Source organism: Amycolatopsis sp. NPDC054798 (assembly GCF_053611505.1).
The window spans coordinates 22,854-35,884 of the sequence record NZ_JBSHAM010000027.1 but is presented as its reverse complement, the minus strand read 5'-3'; the positions used below and the strand labels follow the sequence as shown (position 1 = coordinate 35,884).

The window sequence follows — 13,031 nt, the reverse complement described above, 5'->3', positions numbered from 1 at the left end:
TCAGCGCGGGCATTCCGCTATCCGAAGCGGACCCGCCCGCCGTCGACCACCGGACCGCGTTCCGACGTGATCCGAAGCCCGCCGTCGGACCAGCCCTCCACCTGCAATTGCTCGCCCGGGAACACCGGAGCGGCGAAGCGTCCTTCGAGCAACGTCAAGTCCGCCGGATGCGCGCCGACCTGCCGGGCCGCGACCAGCGCCCCCGCGCCGAGGGTGGCCAGACCGTGCAGGATCGGGCGCGGCTGGCCGATTCCGGCCGCTGCCGCGGGGTCGACGTGAATGTGGTGCCGGTCCCCCAGCAGCCGGTAGAGCACGGCCTGATTGTCCGCAGTGGACAACGGGGCAGTCCACTCCGGATTGTCCAAAGAAGACGGACGGCCGGGGCCGCGTTCGCCGCCGAAACCGCCGATGCCAGGACAGAACAACGACCACGTCGCGACAAAGTAATCCGATTCGACGGCCACCTCGTACACCGCCGCACTGCCCTTGTCCCACACCTCCGGAACCCGGGCCTGCATGGAGATCTCACCCTCGGGCGGAAGCGGCTTCAGGACCCGCAACTGTTGCGAACCGTGCACCGCATTGCCGACCTCGAACGCTCCAGCCGAGCCGAGGACGTCGGGGGCCCATTGGGCGAGCGTCAGCGCGAACGGCGGCAGCACCCGCAACCGGTCCTCGAACACCAAGTCGAGTTCGTCCGGCCGGGCGCCGATGGCGAGCGCGTAGAGGATCGGGTCGCGGTCGGCGTAGGCGACAGTGCGCTCGCCGAGGACGCGGCCCTTCCAGTCGGCGGGGCTGTTCACTGCGCCCCGTAAACCGGTTCGGGCGCGGGTGCTTCGCTCAGCAGTTCGCGCACGACCGGGCCGACTTCGGCGGCGGTCCAGCGCCGGTCCAGCTCGCGGGACGGGCCGTGGCTCCAGCCGTTCTCCACGCAGATCCGGCCGCCCTCGACCTCGATCACGCGGCCGGTGACGTCCGCGGCGTCCTCGCTGGCCAGCCACGCGACGATCGGCGACACATTGCCCGGGTGCATCACGTCGAACCCGTCGTCCGGCGCGGCCATCTTGTCCGCGAACGGACCCTCGGTCATCCGCGTGCGCGCGGCCGGGGCCAGCGCGTTCACCGTGATGCCGTACCGCCCGAGTTCCGCCGCTCCGACCAGCGTCAACGCCGCGATCCCGGCTTTGGCGGCGCTGTAGCTGCCCTGGCCGATGCTGCCCTGAAGCCCGGCGCCGGAGGTGGTGTTGACGATCCGCGCCGCCCGGGTGCGACCAGCTTTCGCCTCCGCGCGCCAGTACCCCGCGGCGTGGTGCATCAGAGCGAAATGCCCCTTGAGGTGCACCGCGACGACCGCGTCCCACTCCTGCTCGCTGGTCGTCACGATCATCCGGTCCCGCACGAAACCGGCGTTGTTCACGACGATGTCCAGCCCGCCGAACTCCTCGACTGCCTGCCGCACCAACGCTTCCGTCGCCGCGAAGTCCGCGACGTCCGCGCCGTTGGCCACCGCTTCGCCGCCCAGCGCGCGGATCGCGTCGACCACTTCCCCGGCCGGACCGTCGGACGCCCCTTCGCCCGCACCCGACGTGCCGAGGTCGTTCACCACGACACGCGCGCCTTGGCGGGCGAGTTCCAGCGCGTGCTCGCGCCCGAGCCCGCGGCCGGCCCCGGTCACGATCGCGACCCGGCCTTCCAAGATCCCGCTCACATCATCTCCGTTCGTCGGCAGGCGAGGCGGTTCCCCGTAAACCAAGCAAGTGTTAGGCTACCAAGCAATCGCTAGGTTAGGAACGCACGTGACGATTTCCACGCAGCTCCACGACAACGGCACCTTCGTGGTCACCATGGACTACCCGCCGGTGAACGCCCTGCCGGTCGCCGGATGGTTCCGTCTCGCCGAAACCGTGCGGGAGGCGGGCGAGGACCCGGCGGTGCACGTCGTCCTGCTCCGCGCCGAGGGCCGCGGCTTCAACGCCGGGGTCGACATCAAGGAAATGCAGCGCACCACCGGATTCGACGCCCTCGTCGGCGCGAACCGCGGCTGTTACCTGGCTTTCAAGGCGATCTACGAATGCGCCGTGCCGGTGATCGCCGCGGTGAACGGCTTCTGCCTCGGCGGCGGCGTCGGCCTGGTCGGCAACTGCGACACGATCATCGCCGCCGACGACGCGTACTTCGGCGTCCCCGAGGTGGACCGCGGCGCCCTCGGCGCGGCGACTCACCTCGCTCGCCTGGTCCCCCAGCACCTGATGCGCACGCTGTACTTCACCAGCCGCACCATCACAGCGAACGACCTGGTACAGCACGGCTCAGTACTGGAAACCGTACCCGCCGCAGACCTGTACGACGCCGCACTCGCCCTGGCCGCCGAGGTGGCCGCGAAAGACCCGCGCGTCATCCGCGCCGCGAAAGCCGCGCTGAACGGCATCGATCCGATCGACGTCAACCGCAGTTACCGTTACGAACAGGGCTACACCTTCGAACTCAACCTCATCGGAGCCGCCGACGAACACCGCGACGCTTTCGTCGCCACCGGCCGCCCGACGAACGACTGACCCCCTCCGAGGAGACCCGTGCCTCTCCGCACCCCGCTCACCGAGCTGACCGGCGTAACCCACCCGATCGTGCAGACCGGCATGGGCTGGGTCGCCGGCCCCCGCCTGGTGTCCGCGACCGCCAACGCCGGCGCCCTGGGCATCCTCGCCTCCGCGACGATGACCTATGACGAGCTGGACCACGCCATCAAGGAAGTCAAACAGCGCACGGACCACCCCTTCGGCGTAAACCTGCGCGCCGACGCCGGCGACGCCGCCGAACGAGCCGAACTGCTGATCCGGCACGGCGTCAAAGTCGCGTCCTTCGCCCTGGCCCCGAAGAAAGACCTGATCGCCTGCCTGAAAGACCACGGCCTGGTCGTGATGCCGACCGTCGGCGCCGCGCGGCACGCCGAAAAAGTCGCCTCGTGGGGCGCGGACCTGGTGATGATGCAAGGCGGCGAAGGCGGCGGCCACACCGGCCCGACCGCCACCACCCTGCTGCTGCCATCTGTACTGGACGCAGTTGATATCCCAGTAGTCGCCGCTGGAGGCTTCTTCGACGGCCGCGGCCTCGCCGCTGCTTTGTCATACGGCGCGGCAGGAATCGGCATGGGCACGCGTTTCCTGCTCACCAGCGACAGCGCGGTTCCCGACGAAATCAAGCAAACGTACCTGGGTTTCGGCCTGGACGGCACCGTCGTCACCACGAAGGCCGACGGCATGCCGCACCGGCTGCTGCGCACCCCGTTCATCGAAGGCCTCACGAAGGAAGGCTTCGTGCAGCGAATGGCGCGAACCCTGCGCCGGACAACGGACTTCAAACGGCTCAGCGGCCAATCCTGGCCCTCCCTGCTCTCCGACGGCCTGCGCATGAAACGCGGCAGCGACCGCTCGTGGACGCAGACGATGCTGGCCGCGAACACCCCCATGCTCCTCAAAGCAGGCCTGGTCGAAGGCGACACCCGGGCCGGGATGCTCGCCGCCGGGCAGGTAGTCGGCGTGATCGAAGACCTGCCGAGCTGCGCGGAACTGGTGACCCGGATCGTCACCAGCGCAGAGGAACGATTGAAGGCGACAGCCGCCCTGCTGGACTGAACCGCGTTCCGTGAGGGCCCCTTCACCGCCCCTGATTCCCCCAGGGTTCCCCTCACGACCTTCAACGGTGCGTGAAGGGCTCCTTCCGGAAATCTGAGTCCGGGAAGGAACCCCTTTCACGCGGCCCGCCCGCCGCCGACGCACCCAATGCCACATTGGGTGCATCCCACGCACCCAACGCCACATTGGGGGCGCGCCCCACGCACCCAATTTCACATCCCCGGGGGGCGTCAGCCCCCTTCACAAACCACCGCCGCCAAACCCCGCCAACCCCAGGCAGCCAGCCCCCGCCCTGCACCCCGATACGAAGCCCCCACACGCGCGGAAGGGCTTGTCAAAGCACGCTTTCCCGCCTTGACAAGCCCTTCCGCGCGTAGTCACAATCCAGCTTCGGGGTGCCCCAGCCCCACCCCTCGCAAGCTAAAGACGCTCCAGCACCGTCACATTAGCCTGCCCACCCCCCTCGCACATCACCTGCAGCCCAAACCGCCCCCCGCTCCGCTCCAGCTCATGCACCAACGTAGTCATCAACCGCGCCCCAGTAGCCCCGATCGGATGCCCCAGCGCAATCCCGCCCCCATTCACATTGACCTTCTCATGCGGCACCCCCACCTCCCGCATCCAAGCCAAAACCACCGGCGCGAACGCCTCATTGCACTCGAACAAATCAATATCCCCCACCGACAACCCAGTCTTCTCCAACGCCCGCTGAGTAGCCGGAATAGGCGCAGTCAACATCCACACCGGATCCGCCCCATACACGCTGATGTGATGCACCCGAGCCCGCGGCGTCAACCCATGCTCCCGAACCGCCTTCTCCGAAGCGATCAGCAAAGCCCCCGCCCCGTCGCTGATCTGCGACGCCACCGCAGCCGTGATCGGACTTCCTTCCTCCAACGGCTTGAGCCCAGCCATCTTCTCCAACGTCGTGTCCCGCCGAGGACCTTCGTCCACAGAAAACGATCCCACCGGCGAAATCTCCCGCTCAAACCGCCCGGAATCGATCGCCGCCAACGCCCGGCGGTGGCTCTCCAGCGCGAATTCCTCCAGAGCCAGCCGCGAAAGCCCCCACTTCTCCGCGATCATCCGCGCCGACCGGAACTGCGAAACTTCCTGATCCCCGTACCGAGCCACCCACCCAGGAGACTCCGCAAAAGGCGTGCTGAACCCGAACTGCTGCCCCACCACCATCGCCGACGAAATCGGAATCGCCGACATATTCTGCACTCCCCCGGCCACGATCAAATCCGCGGTCCCGGACATCACCCCCTGCGCCGCGAAATGCACCGCCTGCTGACTGGACCCGCACTGCCGATCGATAGTCACCCCAGGCACGTGCTCCGGATACCCGGCCACCAGCCAAGCAGTCCGAGCGATGTCCCCGGCCTGCGATCCGATCGTGTCGCAGCACCCGAACACGACATCGTCGACCGCCCCGGGATCGATGCCGGTCCGCTGCACCAGCGCCTTGATCGCGTGCGCTCCCAGATCAGCGGAATGCACTCCGGCGAGCGAACCACCGCGGCGCCCCACCGGAGTGCGAACCGCGTCGACCACATATGCTTCAGGCACGAAATCCTCCCGGATCAGGGATGCTGGCTGCTCACCGAGACGACTTCACCGGTGAGATAAGACGAATACGCACTAGCGAGAAACACCATCACATTGGCGACTTCCCAAGGCTCCGCAGCCCGGCCGAACGCCTCTCGCCCCTTCAGTTCGGCCAGCAGCTCGGCAGTAGTGACCTTCTCCAGGAACGGATGCATCGCCAAACTAGGCGACACCGCATTGACCCGGATCCCGGACGGTGCCAGGTCCATCGCCGCCGACCGGGTCAGCGCCATCACCCCGGCCTTGGCCGCCGCGTAATGCGCCTGGCCTTCCTGCGCCCGCCACCCGATCACCGAAGCGTTGTTGACGATCACTCCGCGGGTGCCGCGAGCGATCATCCGCCGGGAAGCCGCGCGGATGCACCGGAACGTCCCGGTCAAAGTCACGTCCAGCACCAGCGACCACTGCTCGTCGGTCATCTCGGTAATCGACGCCGTACCGCCGAGACCGGCGTTGTTGACCATGACCTCGACCCCGCCGAACGGCTCAGCGGCATCCAGCAGCGCGGCGACCTGGTCCTCTTTGGTCACGTCGCACACCACCGACACGACCCGCTCGGCGCCGAACTCCGCCCCCAGCTTGGAATCCGCCTCGGCAAGCCGCCGCTCGTGCGTATCCCCGATGACAACCGCCCGAGCCCCCTCTTCGAGACACCGCCGTGCGACCGCCGCCCCGATCCCCGCCCCCGCGGCCGCGGTGACGACGACCACGCGCTCGGCAAGCAACCCGTGCCCCGGCACGTAATCGGGCGCGGGCTGTTCCGGTTTGGCATTCACAGTCGCGGCTCCTTCGGCAGGCCGAGCACCCGCTCGGCAATGATGTTGCGCTGGATTTCATCGGAACCGCCGTAAATGGTGTCGGCCCGGCTGAACAAGAAAAGCGTCTGCTGAGCGTCGAGGTCATAAGAACCCTCCGCGGTCAGCGCGGATCCCCCGCGGACGTCCATCGCCAGCTCCCCCAGCTCCCGATGCCACCGGGCCCACAGCAGCTTCGACACCGAAGCCTCCGGCCCTTGCGACCCTGCCTCATACGCACTCAACGTCCGCAACGCATGCACTCGAAGCACTTCGAGACCCACCGCGGCCTGAGCCAGCCGATCCCGCACCACCGGATCGTCATAACGCCCATTCGCCTTCGCGGTGGCGACGATGCCCGCCAACTCGCGGGCGAACCCGACCTGCTGCCCGATCGTCGACACCCCGCGCTCGAACCCGAGCGTGGCCATCGCGACCCGCCACCCGTCCCCGGGCGCGCCGACCACCAGCGATTCCTCAGTCCGCGCGCGATCGAAAAAGACCTCGTTGAACTCGCTGGTCCCGGTCAGCTGCCGGATCGGCCGAACCTCGACCCCGGCCTGATCCATCGGCACCAGCAAATACGACAACCCGGCGTGCCGCCGAGACCCGGCTTCGGTCCGCACCACCGCGAAACACCACTGCGCGTGCTGAGCGAGCGACGTCCAGATCTTCTGCCCGTCGATCACCCACTCGCCGTCCTCCAGCTGGGCCCGCGTCCGCACCCCGGCCAGATCAGACCCGGCACCAGGTTCGGAATAGCCCTGGCACCACAGCTCGGCGACCCCGGCGATCCCCGGCAGGAACCGGCGCCGCTGCTCGTCCGTGCCGTGTGCGATCAACGTCGGCCCGAGCAGCTCCTCGCCGAGGTGGTTGACCCGCGCCGGCGCGTTCGACCGCGCGTACTCCTCGTGGAAGATGACCTGCCGCAGCAGGCTCAGCCCGCGTCCGCCGTACTCGACCGGCCAGCCCAGGCACGTCCAGCCGTGCGCCGCCAGATGCTGGTTCCACGCCTGCCGCTCCTCCGGCGCCTCGTGCTCGCGCCCGGATCCGCCGAGCCCCTTCAGCGCGGCGAACTCGCCCGCGAGGTGGTCGCGCAGCCACTCCCGCACCTCGGCGCGGAACTGCTCGTCCTCGGGGGTGTAGCGAAGATCCACCCGTCCTCCTGGTCCGCCGGTGCCCGGTCCCGCCACGCTACCAAACCAAGCACTTGTTTGGTAGCATCGCCGCCGAACCGAGAAGGAGTGATGCGCGTTGAGCGGAACCGAAGCAAGCACCGACGAACAGGTCGTGACGTACGAGGTGCGCGGTCCGGTCGCGGTCGTCACGCTGAACCGGCCGCAGTACCGCAACGCCCAGAACTCGAAGATGACCTACGCGCTGGACGCCGCGTTCGCCAAGGCGGTCGACGATCCGGGCGTCAAGGCGATCGTGCTGGCGGGCAACGGCAAGCATTTCTGCGCCGGGCACGACATCGGCACCCCGGGCCGCGACGTCGACCAGAGCTTCGAGCGCAAAGCGGTCATCTGGTGGGACCACACCGACCGGGCCGGCGTCGATGCGCGGTTCGCCCGCGAGTCGGAGGTCTATCTCGGCATGTGCCGCCGGTGGCGGGAGATTCCGAAGCCGGTGATCGCGATGGTGCAGGGCGCGTGCATCGCGGGCGGCCTGATGCTCGCCTGGTCGTGCGACTTCATCGTGGCCTCCGACGACGCGTTCTTCTCCGACCCGGTCGTGCGGATGGGCATCCCTGGCGTCGAGTACTTCGCGCATCCGTGGGTGATGAACCCGCGTGCGGCGAAGGAATTCCTCTACACCGGGGACCGGTTCGGCGCGGACCGCGCGCACGCGCTCGGCATGGTCAACCACGTCGTGCCGCGCGCCGAACTCGAAGAGGCGACATTCGCCATCGCCGAGCGGATCGCGCAAATGCCGCAACTCGGCCTCGCGCTCACGAAGAAAGCGGTCAACCAGGCCGAAGACCTGATGGGCATGCGGTCCGGAATGGACTCGGTGTTCGGCCTCCACCACGCCGCGCACGCGCACAACGCCGAACTGGACAGCGATTCGCTCGCCGGACTCGACGCGCGTTCGATGGCGAAGGCCAACAAGAAGGCAGCGGGAGAGTCATGAGCCCGGAATTCACCGCCGCGGAAGAGGAGTTCCGGGCGGAGGCCCGCGCCTGGCTGGCGGAAAACAGCCCCGGCCCGTTGCCGTCGATGGACACCGAAGACGGTGCCCGCGCGCACCGCGAATGGGAAGCGAAACTCGCTGAAGGCCGATGGTCCGTGGTCGCCTGGCCAGCCGAGTACGGCGGCCGCGACGCGACGCTGACCGAGTGGGTGCTGTTCGAAGAGGAGTACTACCTCAGCGGCGCGCCGACCCGGATCGCGCAGAACGGCATCTCGCTGCTCGCCCCGATCATTTTCGAACACGGCACCGACGACCAGCGCCGCCGGCACCTTCCGCTCACCGCCAAAGGCACCCGGATCTGGGCGCAGGCCTGGTCCGAACCGGAGGCGGGCAGCGACCTCGCCGGGATCCGCAGCACCGCCGTCCGCGACGACGAACGCGGCGGCTGGGTCCTCAACGGACAGAAGATCTGGAGTTCCCGAGCCCCCTTCGCGGACTGGGGTTTCGGCCTGTTCCGCTCCGATCCGGACGCCGAACGGCACCGCGGCCTCACCTACTTCCTGTTCCCGCTCGACTCCGACGGCGTCACCGTCCGGCCGATCGCGCAACTCGACGGCGACTGCGGATTCGCCGAAATCTTCTTCGACGACGTCTTCGTGCCTGACCAGGACGTGCTCGGCGGCGTCGGCGACGGCTGGCGCGTCGCGATGAGCACGGCGGGCAACGAGCGCGGTCTGTCGCTGCGTTCGCCCGGCCGGTTCCTCGCGGCGGCGGACCGGCTGCTGGACCTCTGGGCCGAGCGGGGCGCCGAAGCGCCGCAGCTGCGGGACCGGGTGGCCGACGCGTGGATCAAGGCCGAGGCTTACCGGCTCTACACCTGGGACACCGTCGACCACGTGCAGAACGGCGGCGACGTCGGCGCGGCGGGCAGCGTCAACAAGCTCTTCTGGACCGGGCTCGACCTCGGCATCCACGAAACGGCGCTGGACCTGCTCGGCGCGGGCCAGGAGCTGCGCGGACGCTGGACGGAGGACTACCTGTTCGCTCTCGGCGGCCCGATTTACGCCGGCACCAACGAAATCCAGCGCAACATCGTCGCGGAACGGTTGCTCGGCCTCCCCCGCGGCGACCGCAGGAAGGCACAAGCATGAAGTTCCGGCTGTCCGCCGAACAGCGCGCGTTCGCCGAAGCGCTGGACGCCTTGCTGGGCGCGGCCGACGTCCCCGGCGTGAACCGGTCCTGGGCGGCCGAGCGGCCGGAATCCGGGCTGGTGCTGTGGAAGCAGCTGGCCGAGCTGGGCGTCACCGCGCTCGGCGTACCCGAGGAACACGGCGGCGTCGGCGGGACTCCGGTCGATTTGATCGTGGCCTTCGAACGGCTGGGATATCACGGTGTGCCGGGTCCGGTGATCGAGTCGATCGCCGCAGCTCCCGCACTGCTCACGGACGCTTCGTTGCTGTCCGCACTGGCTTCCGGGTACGCCATGGTGACCTTCGCGAGCGCGCCGGACACTCCGTACGCGCTGGACGCTGATGTCGCGACGGACGTCTTCGTGGTCGGCGATTCCTTGTCTCGGGCGGAAATCGGCCGCAAGCTGGAATCGGTCGATCCTTCCCGGCACCTGTTCGAGGTCACCGCCGCTGCCGAGGCTCAGCCGCTTTCCCCGGAAAAGCGCGAAGGAGCGCTCGATCTCGCCAGCCTCGCCTGCGCCGCGGAGTTGCTGGGCTGCGGCGAGCGAATGCTGGCCGACACCGTCGCCTATCTCGGCCAACGACGGCAATTCGGCCGCGTGATCGGCGAGTACCAAGCGCTCAAACACGCCGCCGCAGACGTCCGCGTGGCACTCGACTTCGCCCGCCCGCTGGTGCTCGGCGCGGCCCGCGAACCGAGCCCTCGCGCGATCTCGGCGGCGAAGGTCGCGACGTCGGACGCGGCCCAGCTCGCCGCGCGCACCGGACTGCAGCTGCACGGCGCGATCGGCTACACGCTCGAATGCGACCTGAGCCTGTGGCTGTTGCGCGTCCGGGCGCTCGTGGGCTGCTGGGGCACGCCCGCCGCGCACCGCGCGCGGGTGCTGGAGAGCCTGATGAGGGGCCGCTGATGCACTTCGCGTTGTCCGACGAGCAGCGGGAACTCGCCGCCGCCGTCCGCGGGCTAGTCCAGCGACGAGCCGCGAAGACCGATCTGCGGGCGGCGATCGACTCGCCGTCCGGGTACGACACCGAACTGTGGTCCGCGTTGTGCGAGCAGATCGGCGTCGCGGCGCTGGCCATTCCGGAGGAGTACGGCGGGGCTGGGTTCAGCCTGTTCGAAACGCATGTCGTGCTGGAGGAACTGGGTGCGAGCCTGACCCCGACGCCACTGCTGGGGTCCGGAGTGCTTGCCGCGCAAGCATTACTGGCCGCAGACGCGCCAGCACTGCTCCCCGGCATCGCGGCGGGCGAGGTCGTCGCGCTGGCTTGGGCGGACCGTGCCGGACGCCATCGAACCGACGGTTCGGACGTGGTCGCTTCCGCCGGGACCCTGAACGGCGCCGCGACGTTGGTGCTGGACGGCGCACAGGCATCTCACCTGCTCGTAGTTGCCATGGCAGAGGGACGCCCCGCGCTGTTCCAAACCTCCGCGACGGCTGAGACGACCCCGGCAGTCGACCAGACCCTCAGGTTCGCCAAGGCCGAATTCCGCGACACCCCCGCGACCCTGCTCGCCGCCGACTTCTCCGAGGCGCTCCCCCGGCTGCACGCCATCGCCGCGATCGCTTGCACCGCACTGCAGGTCGGCGGCGCACAGTCCTGTTTGGACCGGACCGTCGCGCATCTCAAGGAACGCGAGCAGTTCGGCCGTCCGCTCGGTTCGTTCCAGGCGTTGAAACACCGGGTCGCGGACATGCTGGTGCGGGTCGAAACCGCCCGCTCGATCTCGTGGGCGGCCGGGTTCGCGGCCGGCAACGGTGACGATGTCGTCCAGCAGGCGGCGTACGCGAAATCCTGGTGCAGCGAGGCGTTCACCGCGGTAGCGGCCGAAACTGTCCAGCTGCACGGCGGAATCGCGATCACCTGGGAGCACGACGCCCAGCTCTATTTCAAACGAGCGCACGCTCTGGCGCATCTCTTCGGCGACGCGCGAGAACACCGGGCCCGGCTCCGAAGCGGCACCGAACCGGGGCACCTGCCCGCCTGAGCGGAAAAACAATGGAGGAACGAATGGGCGGCAAGTCCATGACCCTGGACGGCGTCACCGAGTACGTCCGGTCCGGAATGACCGTCGGGATCGGCGGATGGGGGTCGCGGCGCAAGCCGATGGCGATGGTGCGCGAACTGCTGCGCAGCGACGTCGACGACCTGACGCTGGTCACCTTCGGCGGGCCCGAGGTCGGGCTGCTGTGCGCGGCGGGCAAGGTGCGCCGGGTGATCTACGGGTTCGTCTCGCTCGACACGATCCCGCTCGACCCGCATTTCCGCGCCGCGCGCGAGGGCGGCCGGGTCGAGACGACCGAGTACGACGAGGGCATGTTCGTCGCCGCGCTCCGAGCGGGCGCGAACCGGCTGTCGTTCCTGCCGACCCGGGCCGGGCTGGAAAGCGACGTGCTGCTGATGAACCCGGAGCTGCGCACGGTCGCGTCGCCCTATGACGACGACGTCTACCTCGCGGTGCCCGCGGTGCGCCCGGACGTCTCGCTGCTGCACCTCAACCGGAGCGACACCCTCGGCAACGGCCAGTTCCTCGGCCCGGACCCGTACTTCGACGACCTGTTCGCGATGGCGTCGGACAAGACGCTGCTGAGCGTCGAGAAGATCGTGGACACTGAGGACCTCACCGCCACTGAGCGGTCGACGTCGCTGCTGATCAGCCGGATGTTCGTGAACGGCGTGATCGAGGCCCCGAACGGCGCGCACTTCACCTCGTGCGACCCGGATTACGGCCGCGACGAAGCGTTCCAGCGGCATTACGCACAGTCCGCGCAGGACGAGGAATCGTGGCAGCGCTTCCGCGAAACCTTCCTGACCGGCGACGAAGCCAGCTATCACGAAGCAGTGCGCGCCTTCCACCGCGCGACCGAGAAGGAGTCCGCATGAGTGCCCCCGCGACCCGCGCCGAGGTCTGCATCGCCGCGTGCTCCGACGCGTGGCGCGGTTCCGGCGAGGTGCTGGCCCACGCGGTCGGCACCGTCCCGGCGATCAGCGCGCGGCTGGCCCGGCTCACCCACTCCCCCGAGCTTGTGCTGTCCGACGGCGAATGCCATTTCATGGCAGACCCGCCGCCGCTGGGCAAAACCGCCGCGGCGGGCGGCACCGTCGAGGGCTGGGCCCCGTTCGGCCGGATCTTCGACATCCTCAACACCGGGCGGCGGCATTCGATGATGGGCGCGAGCCAGCTCGACCGGTTCGGCAACCAGAACATCTCGCTGATCGGCGACTGGCGGAAGCCGAAACGCCAGCTGATCGGCATGCGCGGGGCTCCGGGCAACACGGTCAACCATCGCACCGACTACTGGGTGAGCCGGCATTCGAGCCGGGTGTTCGTCGACCGGGTCGACGTGGTGTCCGGCGTCGGCAACGACCGGGCCCGCGCGCATCCCTCGACCTCGCTGCGGTTTCACGACCTCGGCCTGGTGGTGACCGACCTGGCGGTGCTCGACTACGACGAGGACGGACGGCTCAAGGTGCGTTCGCTGCACCCGGGCGTCACCGCCGACGAGGTGCGCTCGAACACCGGCTTCGAGCTGGACTTCAGCGACGCCGGGGTGTCGCGGACGCCGGACGAGCACGAACTGGAGCTGATCCGCACCGTGCTCGACCCGAAGGGCGCGCGGGATCGAGAGGTCCGAGAGCGGGAGGTCAAGGAGCCTCGGCCCTGAACC

Annotated in this window: 13 protein-coding genes; 8 read left to right on the top strand and 5 right to left on the bottom strand. The window is 68.9% G+C overall.

Annotated features, from left to right (window positions below; translation table 11 throughout):
* Window positions 1-17: 17 nt before the first annotated feature.
* Both ACWGIC_RS18665 and ACWGIC_RS18660 read right to left on the bottom strand, forming a co-directional pair.
* On the bottom strand, window positions 18-803 hold the full coding sequence (locus ACWGIC_RS18665; RefSeq protein ID WP_452077184.1) for a MaoC/PaaZ C-terminal domain-containing protein: 786 nt from the start codon (window positions 801-803) through the stop codon (window positions 18-20).
* Window positions 800-1,708: an SDR family oxidoreductase gene (locus ACWGIC_RS18660; protein WP_452077183.1), complete on the bottom strand. Its 909-nt coding sequence runs from the start codon at window positions 1,706-1,708 to the stop codon at window positions 800-802. The genes ACWGIC_RS18665 and ACWGIC_RS18660 overlap by 4 nt, the downstream gene beginning before the upstream one ends.
* Window positions 1,709-1,796: 88 nt before the next feature.
* On the opposite strand from ACWGIC_RS18660, the gene ACWGIC_RS18655 reads away from it, so the two are divergent.
* Both ACWGIC_RS18655 and ACWGIC_RS18650 read left to right on the top strand, forming a co-directional pair.
* The gene (locus tag ACWGIC_RS18655; protein ID WP_452077182.1) at window positions 1,797-2,555 is read left to right on the top strand and encodes an enoyl-CoA hydratase family protein; all 759 of its coding nucleotides are present in this window, start codon (window positions 1,797-1,799) and stop codon (window positions 2,553-2,555) included.
* Between the two features lie 18 nt (window positions 2,556-2,573).
* Entirely contained in the window at window positions 2,574-3,632 is a 1,059-nt protein-coding gene (locus ACWGIC_RS18650) for an NAD(P)H-dependent flavin oxidoreductase (protein ID WP_452077181.1), read from the top strand.
* A gap of 420 nt (window positions 3,633-4,052) precedes the next feature.
* On the opposite strand, the gene ACWGIC_RS18645 is transcribed toward ACWGIC_RS18650, so the two are convergent.
* Genes ACWGIC_RS18645 through ACWGIC_RS18635 form a run of 3 tightly spaced genes read right to left on the bottom strand, consistent with a single transcriptional unit; the run spans window position 4,053 to window position 7,194 of the window.
* Window positions 4,053-5,204, bottom strand: coding sequence for an acetyl-CoA C-acetyltransferase (locus tag ACWGIC_RS18645; protein ID WP_452077180.1), 1,152 nt, complete (start codon window positions 5,202-5,204; stop codon window positions 4,053-4,055).
* Window positions 5,205-5,218: 14 nt separating this feature from the next.
* A complete protein-coding gene (locus ACWGIC_RS18640; protein ID WP_452077179.1) occupies window positions 5,219-6,019 on the bottom strand; it encodes an SDR family oxidoreductase in 801 nt (266 codons plus the stop codon).
* Window positions 6,016-7,194: an acyl-CoA dehydrogenase family protein gene (locus ACWGIC_RS18635; protein WP_452077178.1), complete on the bottom strand. Its 1,179-nt coding sequence runs from the start codon at window positions 7,192-7,194 to the stop codon at window positions 6,016-6,018. Before ACWGIC_RS18635 ends, ACWGIC_RS18640 begins: the two co-directional genes overlap by 4 nt.
* A gap of 97 nt (window positions 7,195-7,291) precedes the next feature.
* On the opposite strand from ACWGIC_RS18635, the gene ACWGIC_RS18630 reads away from it, so the two are divergent.
* Genes ACWGIC_RS18630 through ACWGIC_RS18605 form a run of 6 tightly spaced genes read left to right on the top strand, consistent with a single transcriptional unit; the run spans window position 7,292 to window position 13,028 of the window.
* Window positions 7,292-8,170, top strand: a complete 879-nt coding sequence (locus ACWGIC_RS18630) for an enoyl-CoA hydratase (protein WP_452077177.1) — start codon at window positions 7,292-7,294, stop codon at window positions 8,168-8,170.
* A complete protein-coding gene (locus tag ACWGIC_RS18625; protein ID WP_452077176.1) occupies window positions 8,167-9,321 on the top strand; it encodes an acyl-CoA dehydrogenase family protein in 1,155 nt (384 codons plus the stop codon). The genes ACWGIC_RS18630 and ACWGIC_RS18625 overlap by 4 nt, the downstream gene beginning before the upstream one ends.
* The gene (locus ACWGIC_RS18620; RefSeq protein ID WP_452077175.1) at window positions 9,318-10,271 is read left to right on the top strand and encodes an acyl-CoA dehydrogenase family protein; all 954 of its coding nucleotides are present in this window, start codon (window positions 9,318-9,320) and stop codon (window positions 10,269-10,271) included. The genes ACWGIC_RS18625 and ACWGIC_RS18620 overlap by 4 nt, the downstream gene beginning before the upstream one ends.
* On the top strand, window positions 10,271-11,350 hold the full coding sequence (locus ACWGIC_RS18615) for an acyl-CoA dehydrogenase family protein (protein WP_452077174.1): 1,080 nt from the start codon (window positions 10,271-10,273) through the stop codon (window positions 11,348-11,350). Before ACWGIC_RS18620 ends, ACWGIC_RS18615 begins: the two co-directional genes overlap by 1 nt.
* 23 nt (window positions 11,351-11,373) lie before the next feature.
* Window positions 11,374-12,246 (top strand): CoA transferase subunit A, encoded by an 873-nt coding sequence (locus tag ACWGIC_RS18610; protein WP_452077173.1) that lies wholly within the window; start codon window positions 11,374-11,376, stop codon window positions 12,244-12,246.
* On the top strand, window positions 12,243-13,028 hold the full coding sequence (locus ACWGIC_RS18605) for a CoA-transferase subunit beta (RefSeq protein WP_452077172.1): 786 nt from the start codon (window positions 12,243-12,245) through the stop codon (window positions 13,026-13,028). The genes ACWGIC_RS18610 and ACWGIC_RS18605 overlap by 4 nt, the downstream gene beginning before the upstream one ends.
* The last annotated feature ends 3 nt before the right edge of the window (window positions 13,029-13,031 follow it).